The 24,820-nt window shown below is 42.0% G+C and carries 24 protein-coding genes; 12 read left to right on the forward strand and 12 right to left on the reverse strand.

Features of this window, described 5'->3' with window-relative positions:
* Positions 1-84: IS3 family transposase (locus tag AABI08_RS08460; RefSeq protein ID WP_421823473.1), on the forward strand; the 84-nt coding region annotated here is incomplete at its 5' end.
* 43 nt (positions 85-127) lie between these two features.
* Here the strand turns inward: AABI08_RS08460 and AABI08_RS08025 are convergent.
* The 4 genes from AABI08_RS08025 to tyrS all read right to left on the reverse strand — a co-directional run bounded on the left by AABI08_RS08025 (position 128) and on the right by tyrS (position 3,944).
* Positions 128-430: a hypothetical protein gene (locus AABI08_RS08025; protein WP_047975194.1), complete on the reverse strand. Its 303-nt coding sequence runs from the start codon at positions 428-430 to the stop codon at positions 128-130.
* A gap of 117 nt (positions 431-547) precedes the next feature.
* Positions 548-1,336, reverse strand: coding sequence for an ABC transporter permease subunit (locus tag AABI08_RS08030; protein WP_338344457.1), 789 nt, complete (start codon positions 1,334-1,336; stop codon positions 548-550).
* Positions 1,337-1,353: 17 nt separating this feature from the next.
* Entirely contained in the window at positions 1,354-2,265 is a 912-nt protein-coding gene (locus AABI08_RS08035; protein ID WP_338344456.1) for an ABC transporter ATP-binding protein, read from the reverse strand.
* Positions 2,266-2,696: 431 nt separating this feature from the next.
* Positions 2,697-3,944, reverse strand: coding sequence for a tyrosine--tRNA ligase (gene tyrS, locus AABI08_RS08040; protein WP_338344455.1), 1,248 nt, complete (start codon positions 3,942-3,944; stop codon positions 2,697-2,699).
* Positions 3,945-4,413: 469 nt separating this feature from the next.
* Here tyrS and AABI08_RS08045 point away from each other — a divergent pair, with 469 nt between their 5' ends.
* On the forward strand, positions 4,414-6,267 hold the full coding sequence (locus AABI08_RS08045; RefSeq protein ID WP_338344454.1) for an FAD/NAD(P)-binding protein: 1,854 nt from the start codon (positions 4,414-4,416) through the stop codon (positions 6,265-6,267).
* 63 nt (positions 6,268-6,330) lie between these two features.
* Here AABI08_RS08045 and AABI08_RS08050 read toward each other — a convergent pair whose 3' ends face one another.
* The 7 genes from AABI08_RS08050 to rpmH all read right to left on the reverse strand — a co-directional run bounded on the left by AABI08_RS08050 (position 6,331) and on the right by rpmH (position 10,673).
* Positions 6,331-7,224: an alpha/beta hydrolase fold domain-containing protein gene (locus tag AABI08_RS08050; RefSeq protein WP_338344453.1), complete on the reverse strand. Its 894-nt coding sequence runs from the start codon at positions 7,222-7,224 to the stop codon at positions 6,331-6,333.
* A gap of 133 nt (positions 7,225-7,357) precedes the next feature.
* Positions 7,358-7,531 carry a hypothetical protein gene (locus AABI08_RS08055; protein WP_338344452.1) on the reverse strand — a complete coding sequence of 58 codons (174 nt, stop codon included), beginning with the start codon at positions 7,529-7,531 and terminating at the stop codon, positions 7,358-7,360.
* A 22-nt stretch (positions 7,532-7,553) separates the two neighbouring features.
* The gene (locus AABI08_RS08060) at positions 7,554-8,060 is read right to left on the reverse strand and encodes an MscL family protein (protein ID WP_338344451.1); all 507 of its coding nucleotides are present in this window, start codon (positions 8,058-8,060) and stop codon (positions 7,554-7,556) included.
* A 78-nt stretch (positions 8,061-8,138) separates the two neighbouring features.
* Positions 8,139-9,062 (reverse strand): magnesium transporter CorA family protein, encoded by a 924-nt coding sequence (locus tag AABI08_RS08065; protein WP_338344450.1) that lies wholly within the window; start codon positions 9,060-9,062, stop codon positions 8,139-8,141.
* A 184-nt stretch (positions 9,063-9,246) separates the two neighbouring features.
* A complete protein-coding gene (locus AABI08_RS08070; protein WP_338344694.1) occupies positions 9,247-10,095 on the reverse strand; it encodes a membrane protein insertase YidC in 849 nt (282 codons plus the stop codon).
* Positions 10,079-10,441: a ribonuclease P protein component gene (gene rnpA / locus AABI08_RS08075; protein ID WP_338344448.1), complete on the reverse strand. Its 363-nt coding sequence runs from the start codon at positions 10,439-10,441 to the stop codon at positions 10,079-10,081. Before rnpA ends, AABI08_RS08070 begins: the two co-directional genes overlap by 17 nt.
* A gap of 97 nt (positions 10,442-10,538) precedes the next feature.
* On the reverse strand, positions 10,539-10,673 hold the full coding sequence (gene rpmH / locus AABI08_RS08080; protein ID WP_047975516.1) for a 50S ribosomal protein L34: 135 nt from the start codon (positions 10,671-10,673) through the stop codon (positions 10,539-10,541).
* Positions 10,674-11,181: 508 nt separating this feature from the next.
* Here rpmH and dnaA point away from each other — a divergent pair.
* The 10 genes from dnaA (at position 11,182) to AABI08_RS08130 (ending at position 23,569) form a co-directional block, all read left to right on the forward strand.
* Positions 11,182-12,561 (forward strand): chromosomal replication initiator protein DnaA, encoded by a 1,380-nt coding sequence (dnaA, locus tag AABI08_RS08085; RefSeq protein ID WP_338344447.1) that lies wholly within the window; start codon positions 11,182-11,184, stop codon positions 12,559-12,561.
* Positions 12,562-12,738: 177 nt separating this feature from the next.
* Positions 12,739-13,872, forward strand: a complete 1,134-nt coding sequence (dnaN, locus tag AABI08_RS08090; protein ID WP_338344446.1) for a DNA polymerase III subunit beta — start codon at positions 12,739-12,741, stop codon at positions 13,870-13,872.
* A gap of 204 nt (positions 13,873-14,076) precedes the next feature.
* Positions 14,077-14,478, forward strand: coding sequence for a S4 domain-containing protein YaaA (gene yaaA, locus AABI08_RS08095; RefSeq protein ID WP_338344445.1), 402 nt, complete (start codon positions 14,077-14,079; stop codon positions 14,476-14,478).
* Positions 14,469-15,587: a DNA replication/repair protein RecF gene (recF, locus tag AABI08_RS08100; protein ID WP_338344443.1), complete on the forward strand. Its 1,119-nt coding sequence runs from the start codon at positions 14,469-14,471 to the stop codon at positions 15,585-15,587. Before yaaA ends, recF begins: the two co-directional genes overlap by 10 nt.
* Positions 15,588-15,610: 23 nt before the next feature.
* Complete coding sequence (gyrB, locus tag AABI08_RS08105) at positions 15,611-17,605, forward strand: DNA topoisomerase (ATP-hydrolyzing) subunit B (RefSeq protein ID WP_338344458.1); 1,995 nt, start codon at positions 15,611-15,613, stop codon at positions 17,603-17,605.
* A gap of 32 nt (positions 17,606-17,637) precedes the next feature.
* The gene (gene gyrA / locus AABI08_RS08110) at positions 17,638-20,214 is read left to right on the forward strand and encodes a DNA gyrase subunit A (RefSeq protein WP_338344442.1); all 2,577 of its coding nucleotides are present in this window, start codon (positions 17,638-17,640) and stop codon (positions 20,212-20,214) included.
* 425 nt (positions 20,215-20,639) lie between these two features.
* On the forward strand, positions 20,640-21,296 hold the full coding sequence (locus tag AABI08_RS08115) for an amino acid ABC transporter permease (protein WP_338344441.1): 657 nt from the start codon (positions 20,640-20,642) through the stop codon (positions 21,294-21,296).
* Positions 21,277-21,960 carry an amino acid ABC transporter permease gene (locus AABI08_RS08120; RefSeq protein WP_338344440.1) on the forward strand — a complete coding sequence of 228 codons (684 nt, stop codon included), beginning with the start codon at positions 21,277-21,279 and terminating at the stop codon, positions 21,958-21,960. Before AABI08_RS08115 ends, AABI08_RS08120 begins: the two co-directional genes overlap by 20 nt.
* Positions 21,950-22,690, forward strand: a complete 741-nt coding sequence (locus tag AABI08_RS08125) for an amino acid ABC transporter ATP-binding protein (protein ID WP_338344439.1) — start codon at positions 21,950-21,952, stop codon at positions 22,688-22,690. The genes AABI08_RS08120 and AABI08_RS08125 overlap by 11 nt, the downstream gene beginning before the upstream one ends.
* Positions 22,691-22,729: 39 nt before the next feature.
* Positions 22,730-23,569, forward strand: a complete 840-nt coding sequence (locus AABI08_RS08130; protein WP_338344438.1) for a transporter substrate-binding domain-containing protein — start codon at positions 22,730-22,732, stop codon at positions 23,567-23,569.
* A 104-nt stretch (positions 23,570-23,673) separates the two neighbouring features.
* Here the strand turns inward: AABI08_RS08130 and AABI08_RS08135 are convergent, their stop codons facing one another.
* Positions 23,674-24,429, reverse strand: coding sequence for a LytR/AlgR family response regulator transcription factor (locus AABI08_RS08135; protein WP_338344437.1), 756 nt, complete (start codon positions 24,427-24,429; stop codon positions 23,674-23,676).
* Positions 24,430-24,820 lie beyond the last annotated feature (391 nt).

Genomic DNA, 24,820 nt, shown 5'->3' on the forward strand with positions numbered 1-24,820 from the left:
TACAATACAAAACGAATTAAGAGCAAACTAAAAGGACTGACACCGATTGAATATCGGGCGTCAGTCCTCAAGGCCGCTCAATGACATGTCCTAATTTTGGGGTTCATATCACTATGCTTGGGCTTTTTTAAAATTCCATTCCAGAACCATTGGTATTAATCCGGTCAAAAACCTCAAAAAGATGTTCACGCTCGGTCAACCGGTACTTTTTACTTTTACGATCAAAGATAATCTCTGATTTGACCTCATCTTCGACCTGCAGATCCGCAAGAAACTCACGAATCGCAGCAATATCGCGCTGAACGGTCTTGCGACCGACGAAGAAAAGGTTTTCGATTTCATCCACGCCCATTGATTGCTTAGAAATCAGGACGGAATAAAGACGTAAAATCCGTTGCTTGTCATTATATGCTGGTGGTTTTCTTGACATAAGATTTCTCCTAACCCTATTTTATCAAAGCCAAACAGAAAGAAAAGACTTGTTTTTAGAATTATTCGCATGTATGTACTAAAAAAGACTGCTACGGCAGTCTTTTTTTATTTTAAATTAGACAGAACGTCGATTGAAGACCCAGTAAGCCAAGGCGTACATAACCAAGACGTAGGCACCATAAACAACGAAAAGGACCCAAGAACCAGCACCGAAGTAAGAATGGATACTCTTATTAAAGTCTGACGTGCCACTATAATAAGAGACAACATTTTGGACCGTCAATGGGTTCCACTTTAATGGGGCCCAAAGTTGAATCAATGAAGAAGTCACTGCTGACAAGATGCTAGTTGCAACTGACATCACGATTCCCAAAGAAATTGCAGCAGCAGAAGACTTAGCAATATTTGAAACCAAAAGAACAATTGCCATCAAGAATAATGAACCAACAAAGCTCATCAACAAGGCAAATAGGAATGACTTCCAATCAAGAGATGTGTAATAAGTAGTGTAAAGCTTTTCAGTTGAGCCATCATGCATTGCTCTGAAAATTAAACGACCAATCGCTGTTCCTGCGAGTGAGAAAACGATCAAGAGGAAGTATTCAACAATGACCGTAATAATCTTAGCCAAAAAGATTTGAAGCCGTGAATACTGACGTGACAGTAAGGGACGGATTGTTCCAAAAGTAAATTCCTGCGTAAATGATAGGGCTGTTAAGACCAGCATCCCAATCGTAATGATAATACTTGAACCACCCAAAGAACCATAAGCTGATGCTTGACTAGCCATTGGAACAAAGCTAGTCAAAGTAATAATTGGTAGAACAAAGGCGATAATTGCCCAGATATAGACCCGGTTTTGCTTCCAGGCCTTCATTGTTTCTTGCTTTAATAACGTAAACATGAATTCTCCTTCGTTGACTAGGCCCGAGTGGCGTCAGTTGACAATACAGATAACAAATGGTCCTCTAAGTTTCCTTGACCAGTTTGAATATCCGTTACTTCAAGCCCTTCATCAGTGGCAAGCTTTAACACCTTTTGTGCCGTCACATCGCCCTGAACAGCAATCAAGACACGGTCATCGCCCATTGAGGCGTCCCAACCGGCAGCCTTGGCTGCAGCCAACATCTTGTCGTTATCACTAGTTTGAACCTTGACCTGTGTCTTCCCTTCGGCCAAGAAGTCCACCATCTTTTCACGACGCAAGACTTTTCCCTTATTAATAATCACGACATCATCAGCCAAACGTTGCAATTCATCCAACAAGTGTGAAGAAATCAAAAAGGCCACACCCTTGTCAGCTAATGAACGAATCAAGGCACGAATGTCATGAACTGATTGTGGGTCCAAACCGTTCATTGGTTCATCCAAAACAACAAACTTTGGATTACGAACCAAGGCGATAGCAATCCCAAGGCGTTGCTTCATTCCCAATGAGAACTTCTTTGCCTTACGCTTACCAAACTTTTCGCCGTCGATACCAGTAATCTTCATCAATTCATCGATGTCTGCATGATCCTTGGCATCCATAGCATAGTATGTCATATGGTCACGTGCAGTGAAATTAGGGTAAATCGCTGGATATTCAATCAAATTTCCCATCTTTGCCAATGACTTATTCTTGGCAAAGCGGATGCGTTCATCATCAAAAATGATTTCCCCATCGCTATAAGACATTAATCCAGTGATAGCGCGCATTGCTGTCGACTTCCCAGCCCCGTTAGGACCAATCAACCCAACAATTCGCCCAGGCTCTACGGAAAACGAAACGTTATCCAAGGCCTGGTAAGAACCGAAGTTCTTTGACACGTGATGCAGTTCTAGTAATGACATTAACTATGTCTCCTTTGTCTTGATACTGATCTGAGGATAATTTCTGCGCTGCCGGTCTCTGTTTTTGACAATTTTAGCACTGTCGCAAAAATCAGTCTCTGCGCCCATTATAACAAAGACCCGCACGCATTCAAAAGCCCAGCGCCCATTACCAATAAAGTTTCAGGTAGTAAAAGGCCCCCTGATAAAAATCAGGGGGTCGTCCATCTGCTGAACCTCCACCTCGGCACGGGAGAGAAGGTATAAATTAGGTTTAGAGAGAAGTATTTATAGATGTGCCGAGATGAAGTTTTTGATGTCCGATATATCGCTATATCGATACTGTAAGTATAGGGAATCGAGATTAAACTAAAATTAAAGAAAAAAGATTTCTTTTTATTTATTTTTTTAAAAGAAAAAAGACCTACTAAAGGGCCTTTTGTCACCTTATCTTACTTAACTGTTCCCAAGAAATACTTCTTCTTACCACGGCGAACCAAGATGTATTGACCATCATAGTTGGCACTTGGGTCTACTTCGGCCTCAACATCCGTTTCCTTTTGACCATTGATAGTAATCGCACCGTTCGTTACGTCTTCACGTGCTTGACGCTTAGACTTTTCGATACCGGCTTCAACCAAAAAGTCAACCACATTTTGCTTAGCGCTCGTTGTTTCAAATCCTGGAACACCTGCAAAAACGTCCCGAATTTGCTGAACTGAAAGCGTTGCGACATCGCCCGAGAACAATGCCTTGGAAAGCGCTTCTGCCTCTTTTACGGCTGCTTGACCGTGAACAAAGGCTGTTACTTCTTCCGCCAAACGCTTTTGGCCAAGACGGGCACCAGGATTTTCAGCAACTTCCTTTTCCAAATCAGCAATCTCTTCTGGACTCAAGAAAGTGAAATACTTCAGGTACTTTACGACGTCTTCATCACGTTGGTTGTACCAGAATTGGTAGAACGTGTATGGTGATGTCTTTTCGGCGTTCAGCCAAATGGCGTTCCCTTCTGATTTGCCAAACTTCTTACCCGTTGAATCCGTCATCAATGGAATTGTTAGTCCAAAGGCAGGTGCATCGGACCCTTCAACCGTATGAATCAAATCAACACCGGCGGTAATGTTCCCCCACTGATCAGAACCACCGATTTGCAAACGCACGTTTTCTTCACGCCAAAGGTGCAAGAAATCAATGGCCTGCAAAATCTGGTAAGTAAATTCGGTATAAGAAATACCCGTTTCCAAGCGAGAAGCAACGACATCCTTCTTCAGCATGACATTAACAGAGAACAACTTTCCGTAATCACGCAAAAATTCTGGCAATGTCATTGGGCTCAACCAATCGGCATTGTTAACAATTGTCGTATCGTCTGATCCAAATAGCTTAGTAACTTGGGCGGCAATACCCTTTTCGTTCACTTTCAACTGTTCTTCTGATAGCAATTGGCGTTCAGTTGTTGGCCGAGGATCCCCAATTGATCCGGTTGCCCCACCGACAATAATCACGGCCTTTCCACCAGCCTTTTGGAAACGCTTCAAAACCATAAATGGAATCAAATGCCCCAAGTGAAGGGAGTCGGCCGTTGGATCAGTGCCAACATAGGCCCCGATTTGGCCTGCTTCCATTGCTTTCAACAAGCCCTCTTCATCGGTAACCTGGTTTAACGCCCCACGCCACTTCAAATCTTCAATAAAATTCATTTTGCTTTCCTCCATTGATTACCGACACGTTCGTCTCAGTTAAAAATCAGGACAAAAAAAGCCCTAATCATCACTGATTAGGGCGAATTGTCCGCGGTACCACCTAAATTGCCTTTTTAAGGCCACTCATTTAGTCTTAACGCGACTTGACGTCATCGATTCCTGTTGTGTAACTCAGTTTAAGAATGGGTTAGCTTACAGCGACCGCTAACTTTCTGTTTTTCCATGGAAGTAAACCTTTGCCAACAGATGATAAGCCTATTATAACAAATTCTTTTTTCATTTGTTACCTATTTAATCGACTTACCTTTTTTTTCAATCATATTTAGAGTAGAATAAGTTTAAGAAATATTATAAATTTTAGATATATTCTTTGTAACGTTTCTAATCTAATTTTTAAAATTCATCTTTGATAGCTAGCGCTCATTTTTTCGTTGGCTTTTTATTTTCGCTTGACACAGGAGTCCCCATGCAAATTGCTTTAATCGGAGCGGGTCCGAGAAATCTTGCAATTCTCGACCGTCTTATTCAAAAAGCTGATACAAACCAAGCCTTAACAATTAACATTTTTGACCCTTATCCCGTTGGTGGTCGCGTTTGGAATCCCTTTTTTGAAAATAATCAAACTTATTTAATGAACACCAACCCTAACCAGGTTACTTTATTTAACGACTACGATATCGGTGAACGCCGAGGTAATGATTTAACCCCAAATTTGCTTACTTGGGCTCAATCTTATGCCCTGCCCTTCTTAGGACAACATCCCGAGTATCCAATGGCTTACCGTGAGGAAGTTTTATCACTAACCTCAATGACTAACTATGCCTCTCGTGGTTTAATGGGTGTTTATGCTGCTTGGTTCTACGAAGAAATTTTAAAGGGTTGTCCTAGCAATCTTTCAATCCGCTTTCACCAAGTAGCTGTTAAAAACTTGCTAGCTGCTAATCCCGGCTTTAACATTACTACCACTGATTATAATCATTTCTTCGCTGATAAAGTTGTTTTGGCTCTCGGACACCTTGATGCCGAACTAAGTGAGAAGAAAAAAGACTTGGAAAAATTCGCCAAGCAAAAGGGCTTCCATTATTATCCCGCTTCTCACCCAGCAGAAAATGATTTTTCAAGTCTAAATGAAAAGGACACTGTTTTAGTCCAAGGGCTCGGGCTTTCATTCTTTGATGATCTACTCTCCTTAACTGCTGGTAAAGGTGGTTTCTTTTTAACTAAAAAAGATGGTTCATTAATTTACCATCCATCTGGTAACGAACCACACTTAATTATTGGGTCTGGTTCAGGTCTACCGCCACGGGCACATGGCCTTAATCAAAAGGGACCAAGTGAACTCTACCAGCCACGGTTCTTTACCCTTGAACACATGCAGCGAATTGCCAAGGACAATGGTGGTCACCTGCCCTACAACACCTTCCGCCATGTCTTAGATCAAGAGATGACCTACAAATACCTGATTAACCAAGTAAACCTTCTTGATAAGCTATCTGATACAGAAAAAGAAGAAATCTTGGTTTTTCTAGAAAATCCAAAAAATTGGCCACATGTTAATAAAGAATTCCATCTCAAATTAGATGTGCACATTTCATGGGAAAAAGAAGCAACGCCTTCCCGTGATGTTACTTCTTTATCTGCTTTCCGCAAATTCTTCGTTCAGCATTTAAAAAAGGATATCGATTCAGCTGCACTTGGCAATAATCAGTCGCCATTAACTGGTGCCTATGACATTCTCCGTGATGTCCGTGGTACTGTACGAACACTCTACAATGACCGTCTTTTTGATGAAGATGATTACCAAAAGCTCTTAACTGACTTCAAACTTTTTGATACGCAACTATCGGTTGGTCCCCCATTAATCCGAACACGGCAACTTTTGGCCTTAATTAAAGCCAAGCAGGTCACTATTGCCGGTCCAAATTTCAGTGTCGCCCATGACCATAAATTCTTTACGGCAACTGACCGATTTGATGAGCATTATCAAGGAACTGCTTTAATCGAAGCGCGCCTCGGCCGTCCTGATTTCCGTACCGCCAAAAGCCCTTTGTTAAAATCACTTCGTCAACACGGGTTAATTGTCGGTGATAACCGCATCATCAACCAGGACGGGACTGCTCCCTTAGCAAACACCATTAAGGTTGATTTGAAAACATTTACGGTTTTCAACAAAGAAAATCAGTCAATTCCAAACCTGTTTGTCACCGGTATCCCATTGGAAGGGCAAAGTTGGTTTACCACTGTCATTCCACGACCACACGTTCAAACGATTGCCTTCACTGAAGCCGCCACCGTTGTGAACCAAATTTTAAATCAATAAAAAGAAGGTAGGAATAAAATCCTACCTTCTTTTTTACGTTCTAACATCTTTTTAAGCGTTGTTTCAGTCTTTATCTTTCAAGAAAGTCAGCTTTTCTTGGTAAATACCCGGTGTATCATAGTCAAAGATACCATGTTTGCCACCCTCTATGATATGACAGGTGGCCTTTTTCCCTGTCATTTCCTGATACCGCGCAACCAAATCAAGACTTTGTTGATGTGGCACAACCTGATCAGCACTACCTGCATAAGCTAACACAGCCGGTGTCTTCTGAGTAAAGTAATTCGCCGGATTTGCTTGACTAACACCGATTGGATTTTCATCGACTGCTAGTCCTGCCAAAGCGAGCCCTTCAAACGAAATTGCCTGGCCTGATTCCGCATACTTAGGTTGAATCCCCTCTTCTTTAAACTGTCGCGCAAATTGATCAAATTCATATGGTCCGTAATTGGCAATCACATGTTTGATTTCTGGCAAATCAGCTAAATCATCTGGTGCAGCAATTCGTCCTAATTTTACCTGAGCAGTAACGGATGCAGCTGTCAGCATTGCTAATTGTGCTCCTGAGGATTCTCCAATCAAATCAACGCTATTAGCTTCTAACTGATACTCATGTGCATCTTTTTTAACTTTTGACAAAACAGCACGGATTTCTGCTACTTGTTTTGGAAAAGAAAATGATTTTGTCGAAATCAATGCATAGTTCATTGAAATGACTGCATAACCTTCTTGGACAAATTTCAATGAAGGTCCTAATTTAAAGGATGATTTCACTCCTCGAACTAATCCGCCACCTTGCAAATCCAAAATAATGGGGTGTGGTTTGTCACCCGCTGGTAAGTAAATATCAAAAAGTTGGTACTCCTCTGGACCGTATTTTTGATTTTGGACAACACGGTCAACATAAGCTGGCACCTCAACAGGATCAATTGTCACTTGGGCATCTTTAAATAACATTTTCTCATCCTTTCTGTGTTTCACGTGAAACAGCCGGTAAAAATGTTTCACGTGAAACACCACTAAAGAAAAGTAAAGAAAAAGCCAAGAAGGAATCTTAGCTTTAGCAAATATCAATGTTCTTTACTTTTTCTTAATCTTTATCATCCTTGCGACGATTATCCCACAAGTAGGCAATCAACAAAATGACTGTCCCCAAATTGGCGCAAACTAGTGAAAAGCCTTCTTGCTTAAAAATCCAACTGGCAATTGAGATAAACATCAACACCAAAGCGATAATCGTGACGATAACTGTTGTTTGCTTCATACTACTTCCCTCTCCCTATAGACTAACTCTTTTGCTTACCATCTGCTAGTGCCTGCAAAACTTTTTCCTGCAATTCATTATTCTTTTTAATTAAATCATTGTTTTCACGTTGTAGTTTCTGCAGTGCCATCATATCTTCATGAGGTTCATCATAACCCCATTTTTCACTCTCCGAATTAATTAACTTATTATTAATAAATTGAATTGTATAGTAAACTGCCAACGCAATCGAAATCATCGTTAAAAATGAAGTGACAAATGCAGACCAAGCCTGCTGTGTCCCCGCAAAGTATAAAGGATGTCCCTTGGTAAACACCCAACGCCAGACAAAGGAAATAAAGCTTGCTAGCAAGCTCACTAAGTCCTTAATTGCACCACCAAAAGCATTACCAACAACAACCGAAATCACAAAGGTTAAAAGATTAGGCGCAAACAAAAAGCGGCGGAAAGAAACCCAGCCAGCAGAAGACTTCTCTAATAACAAGTCACGCTGCTCGATAAATTCATTTTTCCGTTTTTTTCTCGACATAATATCCTCACAACATTTGAAATATTTTTGTTATAAATTTATTATACGGCAACACAGAATAAAAACCAGGGTCTTTGTCTACTTTTTCAAAAAACCATAATGATAGAACAAATAGGTCGCACCAATCATCATTAAGAACATGATAATAATCGTCACCCACCACCCCGAAGCGCCATGCGCAAATGGTAAGTAATCAACGTTTTCACCATAGAAACCAGAAACAATCGTCGGAATCGTAAAAACAATTGAATAGACAGTTAAGACCTTCATCGTCCAGTTCAAATCCCGATTTCCAAGAGACCCTGTCGCATCCGCAACGGCATTAATGACTTCCATTGCTAAACCAGCCATGTCCCGCGCCTGCTCAACCTCGACCCGAACGGCATCTAAACGGTCTAAATCAGCTTCCGAAACATGGTTTTCATATGAGCGCCGAATTTGATCAAACATAATCAAGTCGTTCGCTAACGAATTTTGCAGGTAAATCATCTGAATTTGCAGGTGCAACAAGTCATTTGTATGCTTTGTTAACTGCTTACGACTACCAAACTGTGCCTGAATAGCCCGTCTTTGCCGATTAATTTCAGTAATTTCATCACCAAACATGGTCATTAACGGGTAAATCCCCGTCACCATAAACTCAAAGACCGACATTTCATCATCATCGGAGCGATGAAAGGTCGTATCACCATTTAAAAAATTTTTCTTAATGTAATCCGTTGGACGATGCGCAAAAGTGTATAGATTACCATTAACCAACACAATCCCTAAAGGACGGGTTAAAACCGGTTCTGGTTCGGCTGAGATGACATCTAAAATAATTAAGGCCTCATCCGCTTCAGGATCAAACTCCATTCGAACACTTTCGTTATGATCATCCGCATAGCCAATCATTTGTTCTGTTAAACCATGGTCGTCCAAAAGTGTTTTCTCATCAGCAGGACTCATATCGGTAATATGATACCAAGAAAACTTTGGTGTCTGCTTTAACATCTCAATCATGATGACCCTCCCTCACTAATTTTCAAAAGAAAATAACACTAGGTATCATAGCAAAAAAAACAATCTAATTAAACCGCTGCTCGACAATCCTTCAAGACCAGCAAACGCTCTTCTCTACTATAAAAGTAAACAAACAAAAAAACCACAGCAAGTCATTGCCGTGATTTGATTTCAATAATAAAAATTAACGCTTTTTACGCTTCTTTGAACGTTGGGCCTTACGGACCTTACGCGCTTTTTCTTTTTCCAAAGCTAAGGCTTCTTCACGTTCACGACGCATCTTAAATGGATTCTGCAAGAAGAATGTTTGCACCATCTGGAATAAGTTTCCCACTACCCAGTAAAGTGAAACAGCAGAAGGAACAGCCAAAGCCGTAAACAAAATTAGGAATGGGAAGACATATGGCATCGCCTTTGTCATCGCATTTTGCTGAGGGTTAGCCTGCGTTGACAGCCAAGAAGAGCCAAAGGTAAACAAAGCGGCCAAAACTGGCAAGATGAAATAAGGATCCTGGTGACCCAAATTCAACCACAAGAAAGAACCAGAACGCAAAACTGGTGAATTATGAATCCCCTGGTACAAAGCAATCAAAACTGGCATTTGAACTAACAAAGGCAGCATTGAGGCAAAGGGTGAAATGCCACGGTCCTTGTAAAGCTGCTGTTGAGCAGTAGCTAACAACTGACGACTTTCCGTATCTCGACCAGGATAAGCATCCTGCAAGGCCTTAATTTCATCTTGCAAGCCCTGCATCTTCTTCATGGAATCGATCTGATAGACCATCAACGGCAAAATCAGGAAACGGACAAAGACCGTAAAGACAATGATTCCAAGTCCGTATGAAGATGAGAACCAAGAAGAAACGCCCAAGATTGAACGAATAAAGATGGCTACAAAGCCACCCCAAAGTCCTGAACCTGCAACATGGCCACTATATGAAAGGTCAGCAAGAACAATGCCAACAATCGCCAATGCTGCTAAGAGCAACGGCAAAAAGCCAATTGTTTTTACCCATTTATTGATTCGAGTCATGATTTTCTTCCTTTAAAAGTTTGGCAAGCTTTAAAACATGTTCCAGTTGTTTCTTAATAAAAGCTTGGGACTGGTGTGCTGCAGCTGGTCTTGCAATCACTAAAATGTCAACTTCAGAATCCAACATTGGTTTTAATTCCAAAAAAGCTTGTCGAATTCGTCTTTTAACAAAAACCCGGTCATGGGCCTTGCCGACTTTTTTACCAACTGAAAGCCCAAGACGGAAATGTTTTTGATTCTGTTTTTTTAACCGATATAAGACAAAATACTTATTTGCCACCGATTGATGGTGGTCAAAGACGTTTTGAAATTCGGCTGGTTTTTTAATCCGAAATGTCTTGCGCATGGTCTCTTACCTAAATCACCGTTCACTTATGTACACAGGAAAACCCTGCATTAAAAATCCAATAAAAATAAAAAGGCCACTGCATGCAGCGACCTTATTAGGCAGATAATACCTTACGGCCCTTAGCACGACGGCGAGCCAATACCTTACGGCCATTGCTAGTGCTCATACGCTTACGGAAACCGTGTACGCGTTCGCGATGACGCTTCTTTGGTTGGAATGTACGCTTCATCTATATTTCCTCCATTAATAATTTGTCTGCAAAATTTCTTGCAATTCGAGACTAATCATACCACGGATCCGCCTTTGAGGCAAGTTTTGCACCAAAGTCTCCAGCTAAAATACTAAAAATTTTAAAATCGGGTCAAATCAGCTTTCCACGGCTTTATCCAAAAGAAAACCACAAGGTTGTGGACACAAGGGGACAATAACTGTCTTTTCACACCTTATGCCCGACTTATCCACATATCCACAGGTTGGGGACTGCTTTCTGGGGATAACGTTGAAAAAGTCAGGAAAAACGAGCATAATCCCCTTTTCGTCGTTGATAACTTTGTTGATATGTGGATAACCCGAAAATTTGTTCCCTTTCTTCTCCACATGACAGACAGTTATTAGTCCCCAAGCGTGATAACTTTCTTTTTATTCGCTTTCCTGTGGATAACTAGTCTTTACCCCTTTTTTTTGCTATAATATTCAGCATAGCTTCATCCGTTATCTAATTTTTCTTGGAGATTTACATGTCAAAACAACTTGATCCCGACGTCCTCTGGAAAGAGGTCAGTCTCAGACTTTACAAAACAACCGGTCCTGTCAGTTTTGAAGCAATGATCGCCCCACTTACGCCAATTGGCTTTAAAGATGGCAAACTTGTTTTATCTGTCCCTGCCGACCATGCCGCCGATATCATCCAGGCATGGAATACACAACAATATGCCATGGACTTCGTCCAACATGCCAACGAAATTACCGGTGACTTCATTCGACCAGAACTAAAGGTCGAAGAAGACAGCGAAGCCGAAACAAACGCTAATTTCAACGGCTATAACGAACCCACCCAAATTCCTTTCTCCCAAGAAAACGATTTAAATTCTGATTTTACATTTGATAAATTTGTCAAAGGTGCAGGGAACGAAAATGCCTTAGCAGTGGCCTTAGCCGTTGCTGAAGCACCTGGCAAAGTTTACAACCCCTTCCTTATTTATGGAGGGGTTGGTTTGGGTAAGACGCATTTGATGCAGTCGATTGGTAACGAATATGCCACAACTCATCCAAATGCCAGCATCAAATATGCGACAGCGGAAGACTTTTTAAATGACTTTACGGATTCGCTCCGTGAAGGAAACAAGGCCGATTCGAATGCGACGGCTAAATTTAAAAAAACATACCGATCGCTCGATATGCTTTTAATTGATGATATTCAGTTTTGGTCGGGTAAGGAAAAGGTGCAAGAAGAATTCTTTAATACCTTTAACGCCTTAACCAAGGCCGGCAAGCAAATCGTCATGACTTCCGATCGCTATCCAACCGATATTCCAGACTTGCTGACTAGGTTGACCTCTCGCTTTGAAGCCGGGATTACCCAGGACATTCAAAAGCCTGATTTACCAACCCGAGTCGCTATTTTGCGGAACCTACAAGAACGCAATGATCTCGATATTCCAAACGAGGTCCTGGAATTAATTGGCGAAAAGATTGATACCAACGTCCGTTCTTTGGAAGGCGCCTTTCATAAATTTGAAGCCAAGATTCGCTTCATGAATAAGCCGGCAACCATTGAAACGGCCCAATCAATTTTGACCGAGCTGAACATCGACCAAGGCAAAAAGATTACGGTGGAACGGATTCAAGAAACCGTTGCCAACTACTTTATGCAAACAATTGCCGATATGCAGGGCTCCAGACGTCAGGCTGATTTAGTAACGGCAAGACACATTGCCATCTACCTTACACGTACCATGACAAACAAATCATTACCCGATATTGGTCGATCATTCGGTGGCCGTGACCATTCATCGATTTCGCATGCCTACAACAAGGTTGCCGAACAAGTTGAAACGGAACCAAAAACAAAAGAGCTGATCGAAGACCTCGCAAACGAGATAAAAAATGGAAAATAAGCCTTGTGGATAACACGCTTTTTTCTATTAAGTTAGTCCCAAAGTTATCAACAGGCAAAAAGTGAGTAAATTAGGCCTCATTCTTCAATCCCCCGTTTCCACAGCCCTTATTATTACTACTAGTTAAATAATACTAATATAATATAAATGTACCGACCATAAAGGAGGCCGTGCGCCATGAAATTTTCGATTAACCGTCAAGCCTTTATCAAAGCTTTAAATGATGTTGCTCGCGCAATCTCATCTCGAACAACTATTCCGATTTTGACAAACATTAAATTGGATTTGACTGAGGAAGACCTTATCTTAACTGGGTCAAATGCTGATATCTCAATTAAGATTGCACTGGAAGCCAGTGACACCACTAATGAATTGGTCGTTGAAAGTACAGGTGGCATTACTTTACCAGCAACTTTCTTTATTAATATTGTCAAGCATTTGCCTGCTGACAAGATGACCCTTGAAATTGATGGTTTGCAAGCACTAATTACTTCTGGTTCAGCATCATTTAAAATTAATGGTCAACCAAGTTCTGCTTATCCAAAGTTACCTGAATTATCAGAAAGCAAATCATTAAAGGTTTCGGCTGCGCAATTAGTCGAAATTATTGCGCAAACAAAAATTTCGGCTTCAACGCAAGAAAGTCGACCAATTTTAACGGGAATTCATTTAACGTTGGATGGCAATCAAATTAAAGCCGTCACGACTGATTCACACCGTTTGTCGCAACGAATCGTAACGCTAACTGGAACTGAAAATACCGATAAGGTATCGGTTATTATTCCAGCAAAGGCCTTTAATGAATTGCAATCGTTGTTAGATGGTCAAAACCGTGTTGAAATTAAGCTTTCAAGTAACCAGGCTGCCTTTATCTTTGGCAAAACAACTTTCTATTCACGCTTGTTAGAAGGAAATTATCCAGAAACGGATCGCTTGATTCCAAGTGAAGCAACCACTGAACTACAAATTGATGCGGCTGCTCTGTCAGGTGCTATTGACCGTGCTTCTTTGCTGTCACATGAATCACGCAATAACGTGATTTTGCTGACCATTAAAGATGGTCAAGCGCAACTTTCTGGCAATTCACAAGAAGTTGGTCAGGTGAAGGAAGAATTAACAGCTGAAAAAGTTGTTGGCGAAGATTTGGAAATCTCCTTTAACCCGGATTATGTTCGTGATGCCTTGCGTGTTTTGCAGGGAAAGACGGTTGAATTGAAGTTTACGACCAACTTACGGCCCTTCATTATCATTCCTGAAGGCGAAACTGATAATAAACAGCTCCAGTTGGTAACACCAGTTCGCACATTTTAATGCATTCTTTAGAAAGAGACGTCTAATTTGGTTGGCGTCTTTTTTTGTGCCATTTTGCACAAAAAAGCCTTCTACTGATTTTTAACCCCTTTGGCATGAATGCCCAAACGAAAGAAATTGAGCTAAAAACGGCTCTCAGGGGCAAATTAGCGTAAGTATGGTATAATAACGGGGTAAGTATTTACCAAGAAATCGGGGAAAACGATGGCTGAACGCGTAGCAATTAAAACCGCTTATATTACCCTGGCCCAGTTGCTTAAAATGGAAAACATTATTGCTTCTGGTGGCCAGGCAAAAGCTTTTCTCGCTGAGCAATCAGTGTTGTTAAATGGCGAAGAAGAAAATCGCCGGGGCAAGAAATTGTACCCAGGTGATCAGGTTGACTTCCAAGGAACGCGCTATTTGATTGATAATCAAAGCGCAGAGGAAGAAGCCGAAGAAGCTGAAAAACAGGCAATCTTAGCTCGGTTTGCTGCTAGTCAAAAGCAAGCAGCACACAAGGAAAAGAAACGCCAAACAGCAATGTCTCGTCAACAACGAGCAAATAAAAAAGCGGTTCAGCGGTCATCGAATCAAAAGCCGAGTGGACCAGGCTCTTGGAACTAAGCGAGCTGTCCCTCAGCCATTTCCGTAATTATGATCAAACTGATTTGCATTTCCAAAGTGGCATTAACGTTTTTTTGGGTGAAAATGCCCAGGGAAAGACCAACCTCTTGGAAAGCATCTATGCGCTAGCATTGGCCCGCTCTCACCGGACAAAAACCGATAAGGATTTGATTCAGTGGGGCCAAAAAGAGGCCAAAATTGCTGGGCGAATCAAAAATCGGTTTGGTCAAACTCCCCTTTCCCTTTCTTGGTCGGCTAAAGGTAAACAGGCTCGGGTTAATCATCTTGATCAATCCCGACTGTCGACTTACATCGGTCAGCTAAACGTCATTTTATTTGCTCCGGAAGACCTGGATTTGGTCAAGGGAGCACCGACGGTTAGGCGCCGTTTTATCGATATCGAGTTTGGACAAATGAACAAACTCTATTTACAGCAAAGTAGCCAATACAAAAAAATTCTCAAAGATCGCAATGCCTACCTAAAGGCCTGGGCACAGGGTGGCCAGCGCGACCAGATTTTTTTAGATGTCTTAACTGAGCAGCTAATCGACGTCGCAAGTCAAATTATTTTGGCTCGGCAGAAATTTTTAACCAAATTAGAGGCCCAGGCAAATCAGATTCATCAGGAAGTAGCAAGCCAAAAAGAGGTTTTAACCTTACATTACCAAACGGCGATTCCAGTTGAAGAGAATATGCAAAAAGACCAAGTACAAGAGGCCCTTTCGTTGGTCTTTGAGAAGAATGCCGATCGAGAAAAACGGCAAGGCACTACTTTGGCAGGACCACATCGAGATGATTTTATTATCGACGTGAACCAAGCCAATGTGGCGGTTTTTGGGTCACAAGGACAACAGCGAACGGCAGCCCTGGCCTTAAAACTTGGTGAAATCGAGTTGATGCACCAAGAAACGGGTGAGTACCCCGTCTTGCTCTTGGATGATGTTTTAAGTGAGCTGGATGCCAACCGGCAAACGCACCTTTTAATGGCCATTCAAGACAAGGTCCAAACCTTTATCACGGCTCCTTCCCTAACAGAAGTAGCCCGTCAGTTGATTAAGGAACCAAAAATTTTTATCGTCAAAGCCGGTCATGTTCAAGTGGAAGAGTAGCCATGATGGCGTAAAGGAGAATGATGGCAGAGCAAGAGTATCCAGAAAATCAAGAAGTTGCCGCAGTAAATCCGGAAGAAGCAAGTCAAATGCATACGGATGCGGATGCCTATAATGCGGACCAAATCCAAGTTTTGGAAGGCTTAGAGGCCGTTCGAAAGCGTCCGGGGATGTATATTGGGACAACGACGGCCCAAGGTTTGCACCACCTGGTTTGGGAAATTGTCGATAATGGAATCGATGAAGCCCTGGCCGGTTTTGCTAGCCATATTACTGTGACAATCGAGAAGGATAACTCCATTACCGTCACGGATGATGGTCGTGGAATTCCGGTTGATATCCAGTCAAAGACGGGCAAGCCAGCCTTGGAAACCGTCTTTACGATTTTGCATGCCGGTGGAAAGTTTGGCGGTGGCGGTTATAAGGTTTCTGGTGGTCTTCACGGTGTTGGAGCCTCTGTTGTCAATGCCCTTTCAACGTCATTGGATGTCCAAGTTGTTCGTGATGGTCAACTTTACTATATGGATTTTCAAACGGGTCATGTCAAAACCCCAATGACTAAAAAAGATGGGCCATTGCCAATCGAACGAGGAACAATCGTTCACTTCAAACCCGATGCTGACATTTTCCAAGAAACAACCGTTTATAACTATCAAACTCTGTTAACCCGTGTGCGAGAATTAGCCTTCTTGAACAAAGGGCTGCGGATTTCAATCGAGGATAAGCGCTCGGATGAGCCACTGAAGGAATCTTTCCATTTTGAGGGTGGTATTAAGGAATACGTTTCTTTCCTTGATGAAGATAAGCAAGCTTTGTTTGACCAACCAGTCTATGTTGAAGGGGAAGAAAACGGCATCGTCGTTGAAGTTGCCTTGCAATATACAACGGGTGTCAAAGAAAATCTGAAAACATTTACCAATAACATCAACACCTATGAAGGTGGTACGCACGAGACTGGCTTTAAGACGGCTTTGACCCGAGTGATTAACGACTATGCTCGGAAGCAAAAGATTATTAAAGAAGGGGCCGAATCATTAACCGGAGAAGATGTCCGGGAAGGTATGACGGCCATTGTTTCAATTAAGCACCCAGACCCTCAGTTTGAGGGGCAAACAAAGACGAAGTTGGGTAATTCGGATGCTCGTCAGGCAACTGACCGGATGTTCTCTGAGACTTTTTCACGCTTTATGATGGAAAACCCAGCGGTCGCTAAGCAAATCGTTGAAAAGGGTTCACTGGCTCAGCGTGCCCGCCTATCAGCCAAACGGGCTCGCGAAATGACCCGAAAGCAGTCAGGCTTGGAAATTTCAAACTTGCCTGGTAAATTAGCCGACAATACCTCAAAGGATCCTGAAATTTCAGAACTCTTTATTGTCGAGGGTGATTCCGCCGGTGGTTCTGCTAAGCAGGGTCGTAACCGCCTGACACAGGCTATTTTGCCAATTCGTGGAAAAATCTTGAACGTTGGGAAAGCAACTCTTGACCGAGTTTTGGCCAACGAAGAAATTCGTTCCCTCTTTACAGCCTTGGGTTCTGGTTTTGGGGATGACTTTAATGTCGAAAAGGCCAATTACCACAAGATTATTATCATGACGGATGCCGATGTCGATGGCGCCCACATTCGGACGTTGTTGTTGACGCTGTTCTATCGCTATATGCGTCCAATGGTTGATGCTGGCTATATTTATATCGCCCAGCCACCTTTGTACGGTGTTTCTTTGGGAAATTCCAAGAACATGACTTATTTGGATTCCGATAAAGAACTAGAAGACTATTTGGCTCAATTACCAAGTAATGCTAAGCCAAAGGTGCAGCGGTATAAGGGTCTTGGAGAAATGGATTACGACCAATTGGCGGATACAACGATGGATCCGGCTAACCGACGGTTGTTGCGGGTTGACCCGGCCGATGCCGAAGAAGCAGATGCTGTGATTGATATGTTGATGGGTGGCGATGTGCCACCACGGCGTCAGTTTATCGAGGATAACGCGGTCTTTGTTCAAGACCTCGATATTTAATTGTCGGTCGTGTTTGACGAGGAGTAAACGAAATGCCAGAAGAAATGGATACTCGGATTCAAAATACGCATTTGTCCGAGCAAATGAAGACGTCATTCTTGTCCTATGCCATGTCAGTAATTGTGGCCCGGGCGTTGCCTGACGTCCGCGATGGGATGAAGCCCGTTCATCGTCGAATCTTGTATTCGATGATTGAGCAAGGCAATACGCCGGATAAGCCCCATAAGAAATCAGCCCGTATTGTCGGGGATGTTATGGGTAAGTACCACCCTCACGGTGATTCAGCAATCTATGAATCAATGGTCCGAATGGCGCAGGACTTCTCATACCGCTACTTGTTGGTAGATGGTCATGGAAACTTTGGTTCTGTCGATGGTGATAGCGCCGCTGCCATGCGATATACGGAAGCTCGTTTGTCGAAAGTGGCGATGGAAATGGTCCGTGACCTGAACAAGGATACGGTCGATTTTGTGCCAAACTACGATGGTGAAGAACGCGAACCAGAGGTTTTGCCTGCTCGAATCCCAAACCTCTTGGTTAACGGGGCAACCGGAATTGCCGTTGGAATGACAACTAACATTCCAACGCACAACTTGGGTGAAGTCATTTCGGCCTTGCATATCTTGATGAACAATCCGGAAGCAACAACCGCTGATTTGATGGAAGCATTACCTGGTCCTGATTTTCCAACTGGTGGGATCGTGATGGGTAAGGCTGGGATCCGAAAGGCCTACGAAACTGGTCGTGGGACGATTACGATTCGGGCCAAGGTCGATATTGAAACGACAAAATCAGGTCGGGAGCAGATTATTGTAACCGAACTCCCCTATGCCGTGAACAAGGCGCGCTTGATTGAACGAATTTCGGAGTTAGCTCGCGATAAGAAGATTGAAGGCATTACCGGTATTCGCGATGAAACCGATCGTGAAGGCTTGCGAATTTCAATCGACGTTCGACGGGATTCTTCCGCCTCAGTTATTTTAAATAACTTGTACAAGCAAACCCTTTTGCAGACTGGGTTTTCTTTTAACATGTTGGCCATCGACCATGGTGCCCCTAAGACACTGAGTTTGAAGGAAATCCTGGTTGCTTATCTGGACCACCAGCGTTCTGTTATTCGTCGTCGGACAAGCTTTGACTTAAAGAAGGCCGAAGCGCGGGCACATATCTTAGAAGGATTGCGCATTGCCCTCGACCACATTGATGCAATCATCAATATTATTCGTTCATCCAAAACGTCTGATGAAGCCAAGACACGCTTGATTGAAGGCTATGACCTTTCTGATAAGCAGTCACAGGCTATTTTGGATATGCGTTTGGTCCGGTTGACCGGTTTGGAACGCGATAAGTTAGAGGACGAATACCAAAAGTTGGTTGCTTTGATTGCTGATTTGAAGGATATCTTGGCTCACCAAGAACGAATCGATCAGTTGATTTATGACGAATTGCTTGAAATTCAAAATCGCTTTGGTGATCCACGCCGAACAGAATTGCAAGTCGGTGATGTTACCAGCATCGAAGACGAGGATTTGATTGAAGAAGAAGACGTTATTGTCACTTTGACTAATAACGGCTACATCAAGCGGGTGCCAGCGAGCGAGTTTAAGGCACAAAACCGTGGTGGTCGTGGTGTTCAGGGGATGAATCTGAATGATGAAGACTTTGTCGACCAGTTGGTGAACCTTTCAACGCATGACTCCCTCTTCTTCTTTACCAACAAGGGAAAAGTCTATCGAATGAAGGGCTATGAAATTCCTGAATACGGCCGTCAGGCCAAGGGAATTCCTGTGATTAATCTTTTGAACTTTGAAGAAGATGAAAAGATTCAAACCCTTCTTTCTGTGAATGGTAATCCGGCTGAAAGCCAGGATAACCTCTTCTTTGTCACTCGTAAGGGTATTGTTAAGCGCACACAGGTGCAAGACTTTGCTCATATTCGGACGTCCGGTTTGAAGGCATTGACTCTTCGCGACGATGATGAAATTTTGAAGGTTTTGCAGACAGATGGTTTGCAAAATATTGTGATTGCCACGATGAATGGTTACTCTGTCACCTTTGCGGAAGAAGCGGTCCGTTTAATGGGTCGTGGCGCCGCTGGTGTTCGGGGAATCAATTTGCGCGACGGGGATGAAGTTATCGGTGCCGATATCTTAATTCCGGATTCCAAGGTCTTTGTGATTAGTCAAAAGGGCTATGGAAAGCAAACAGCTGCCACCGAATACCCTGTGAAGGGTCGTGGCGGTAAGGGAATCAAGACGGCAACCATTACCGAAAAGAACGGACCACTGGCCGGCATGGTCACGGTTGATGGTGATGAAGACATTATGGTCACCACCGACCAAGGGGTCATGATTCGTTTCAGCGTTGATACGGTTAGTCAAACCAGTCGAGCAACGCAAGGCGTTCGTTTGATTCGTTTGGAAGATGACAGTAAGGTAGCCACCTTAACGAAGCTGGAACCGGTTGAGATGGACGATGAGAGTCCAGAAGCTGCTTTGGCCGAAAGCCAGGAAGAAGCAGATAATAGCCAGTCCCCTGTTAGCGACCAAGTCAGTGACTTAGTTGCTCGAGCAGAGGCTGACCAAAACGATACAGATTCTGATCAATAATCAAAATCAAACACCGCAGTAGTGAAGGACAAAATATCTTTGAAGGTGCAAATCATTTTCGTCGAAATGATTTGCACCTTTTATGTTAGTAAATTTATTTTGGAAAATGAGAAAGTTGACATTTTAAACTCATCAATATATAATCATTTTAGATTAAGAGGAAAGAGGAGGACCACTCATGCGAATGTGTATGCAACGAACATATCGAGAACGTGATAAACACAAAAATTGAGAAGATGGTCCTCAAAAAAGTCACGCATAGATTTTCGTTGCATTGTTTGATAATAGCTACCAATAGTATTAGATGACTTTCATGGAATGAATTAAGATGTGACTGAAAGGCAACTTCAATTTTTGGAGTTGCTTTTTTTGTGGCCTTTTTTGGGGATACCGTTGATTCTCGTTGTGAAAATAGGGAGAATTTTATGTCTTGGATATACATCCAACAGGCAATTCCGGCTTTCATTACCGGATTTTTCCTAACGTTAAAATTGGCAACCATTGGAATTATTGGTGCCCTTTTGTTAGGAATTGTTGCTGCTTTTTGCCTTTACTATCAAGTAATTGGCCACCAAGTATTGCGGGCTTATATAGCAGTCTCGCGAAATACGCCGTTGCTAATCCAGTTGTTTTTTATTTACTATGGCTTACCTGGCATTGGGCTAAAAATACCGGCCGAGCAGACAGCCATCATTGGCCTGATTTTTCTAGGTGGGTCTTATATGGCAGATGCCTTTCTGGGTGGTTTAGAGGCAGTACCTAAGATTCAGGTGGAATCAGGACAAGTGATTGGGTTAAGTACCTGGCAGCTGGCACGGTACGTTATTTTTCCGCAGGGAATTTTGTATTCATTACCAGCGATTGGCGCCAATATTATTTTTTTAATTAAGGAAACGTCCATCTTTACGGTAATTGCGATTCCTGAGATTACCAATACGGCATTAGATCTAATTGGTCAGAATTATCGCAGCAATGAATATTTATTGATGATGGTCGTTAGTTACGCGATTATTTTAATTCCCCTTTCGCTGGGACTTTCTTGGTTTGAAAGGAGGCTGCGCCGTGTTAACTTCAGCAATTAATCTCATCCTTGCAGGAACCAACATTAACCGTCTAATTGAGGGATTAGGTGTGACGATTGAAATTTCGGTTTTGTCCATTTTCTTTGGCACAATTCTTGGTGGCTTTTTGGGTTTGTTGTGGTCGAACGTTACGGGGGCTGAACGAGGCTTTTTCCGCACTTATTTGGAAATTTTTCGAATCGTGCCAACGATTCCCCTGCTCTTTTTGTTTTATTACACCTTCCCACGGGATTTGAATTTAAATTTACCCGCCACGACAGTGAGCGTTTTGGTTTTCTCATTATGGTTTGGCGCTGAATTTTCAGATATTGTTCGTGCCGCTGTTCAATCAGTTGCTAAGGGACAAAAAGAAAGTGCCTATGCAATTGGACTGACGACTTGGCAGAGTTATCGCTATGTATTGCTGCCACAAAGTTTGGTCAATATCTTGCCAGCTTATATTAACTTGAGTACGCGGATTATTAAGACAACCTCCATCCTGTTATTGATTTCGGTGACGGAAGTTATTACGGTTGGGCAGCAAATTATAGAGGCGAATTCATCAAACCGTGCGGTGCCACTCATCGTATACGGTCTAATTGCCCTTTTTTATTTTTTAATCAACGGCACCCTCACCTGGTTAAGCAAGAAAATTGAAAGGAAAGTCGTTGCTAATGACAGATGAAATAATTCAAGCAAGTCACTTAAATAAAAAATTTGGCGATAAGGCCGTTTTAAAAGACATTACCCTGACCATTCCCGAAAATAAGGTAACCGTGATTTTGGGTCCATCGGGTTCAGGAAAATCAACGTTAATTCGTACTTTTAATGGGCTCGAATCATTTGATAACGGTGACTTAGAAATTTTCGGTCAAAAGATCGACCCACGTGACAAAAAAGCCTTTGCGACAATCAAACACGAAATTGGGATGGTTTTCCAAAGTTATGATCTCTTTCCGAATCGAACTGTGATGCAAAACATTACGTTAGGTCCTTTGAAAGTTCAGAAAAGAGATGAAACAGAAGTCTTAGACCAGGCAAGGCAGTTATTGGCCGAGGTCGGCTTACAAAAATTTGAAGATTATTATCCACGACAACTATCCGGTGGTCAAAAGCAACGAGTGGCCATTGTGCGCGCGCTGATTTTAAATCCGAAACTAATGCTCTTTGATGAAGTAACGGCTTCACTGGATCCGGAGATGGTTCGTGGAGTTTTGGAAATTCTCAAACAATTAGCAGAGCAAGAATTGACGATGGTTGTGGTCACCCATGAAATGAATTTTGCCAAACAAGTTGCTGACAAGGTCATCTTTTTGGATAGTGGCGAAATTGTGGAAGAACAAGACGGGCAAAAATTCTTTCAGAAACCACAAACTAAGAGAGCTCGTGACTTTTTGGACAGTATGTCTTTCTAGAAATATGAAACTTGGTATTGATTAATAAGGAAAAAAACAATGAAAAAGAAAATTATTTGGTCAGTGGTAGCCGTGTTAGTCATTATTATTGGCGTTTTTAGCGTCCATGCTTTCACAGCAAAGAACAGTTCCGGTCAGAATGGTCGGACCATTCAGCAAATTAAAAAGTCTGGCGAAATTAAAATTGCTGTCTTTGGTGATTTGAAGCCTTACGGTTGGGTTGATCAAAACGGTCAGCGTCAAGGATACGATATCGCTTTGGCTAAGAAAATTGGTCAAGACCTTGGTGTCAAGGTTAAGTACGTTCAGGTTAACGCCAATGCTCGAGTGGATGCCCTGAATTCTGGTAAGGCCGACATTGCCCTCGCTAATTTCACGGTTACACCAGAAAGAAAGCAAGTAATTGATTTTGCTAAGCCATACATGAAGGTTTCAATTGGTGTCGCTTCAAAGAAGACAAACTTAATTACTAACGTTAACCAGCTGAATGGCAAGAACTTGATTGTCAATAAGGGAACAACGGCGGAAACATACTTTACGCAAACGTACAAGAATGCCAAGTTATTGAAGTTTGACTCAAAGACACAACAGTTTGCTGCCTTGAGTGATGGACGAGCAGATGCCATTACGGATGATAATTCATACCTCTTCGCCTGGGTTAAGGATCACCCAGACTATCAGGTCGGCATTAAGCAATTAGGTGACCAAGCCTATATCGCCCCAGGAGTTCAAAAGGGTAACAAGAGTGTCTTGAATTGGACTAACGATGAAATTAAGAAGTTGAACGATAACGGTTTCTTTACGGATGATTATCAAAAGAACTTGGCACCATTCTTTGGGGATGACGTTAAGGCAAGCGATATTACAATTAATAAGTAATTTTTGGTTACGTATCGTCCCTCTTTGTTTATCAAATTAGTTAAATCAGTTTTCAAAAAGCCATCACAACAACCACTCGGTATGTTGTGATGGCTTTTTTTTGTCTAATCATTGCGTTTGAAGTTTGGATTTTCATCTTTGCTGGGTGGTTGAGTAAACCATGTCGTATGCATTCGAACTTCACTTGCATAGCGGCGAGAAACTGGTAAGGAGTTGCCTGTTGATAACGTAATGATCCTTTTCTTGGGCTGATAGTCTTTTAAATAGTTCAAATTGATGGCAAAGCTCGAGTGAATCTGACAAATGTCTTTATGGAGTGGGACGACAGTCTTTAGCGTAGCCCTGATTTTCGTGATTCGGTCGTGCTCATGTAAAATTAGGTTATGTGTTCCCTTCTCACAGGCAATATAAATAATGTGTGTTAGGTCAATTAATGTTGACCGTGTCCCGTTTGGGAAACGAACAAAGTTGGGTTTTGTATAAAAAATTTTGTGCAGATTGTATTGGGCCTTATCCACGGCACGCAGTAGACGTTTTTGAAAGGTCAAATCGCGATTGTTTTTGATGATAAAGTCTAGGACCCCAACCTGGTATTCAAAACAATAGTTCGCCAGTCGACTATCTTCAGCTAAAAGAATAATTTGAGCGCTGGGATTGTTCTTTTTAACTAGCTCGGCAGTTTGAAAGCCGATTTTCTCATGACCACTAATTTCCAAATCAATAATTAAAATTGGTCCACGTTTATTTGAATGAATCGCTAGTAAAAGCTCACGTGGTGTTTCAAAAATTAGTGGATCGGTTAAGATTTTACGGAACAAACGTTGGTCACGTTTCTTTGTTGTTAGAATATAGCAAGCCATATTCGCCTCCTTTCCCGTTTGGAAATCTTTCTAAATCAATGGATAAAATTGATTCATACTATTAGTTAAAGAATAAATTCTATATTAATTATACGAAAACCAAAATTTTTACCACAAATATTTACAAAAAGTCGCATTTTTAATCTTATTTAGATAAATGTTAAATTTAAAGAAGCGTAAAGTATAGTATATCATTGAAATAAATTAATAAATTGCAGCCAATATTTAAAAATGCACAATAACACCTTTTACCGTAATCAAAACTTTCCAAAAATTATCAAAAAACTATTGACGAGTAGGAGGGTAGGCGCTATACTAGTTATTGTTCGTTACGAAGCAAACGTGCTTCTAGCGAGGCGCTGGTTATCTTTGGTAGCCGGCAGTTGATAAA

This window comes from Fructobacillus evanidus, assembly GCF_963580165.1.
Classification (GTDB): Bacteria; Bacillota; Bacilli; order Lactobacillales; family Lactobacillaceae; genus Fructobacillus; species Fructobacillus evanidus.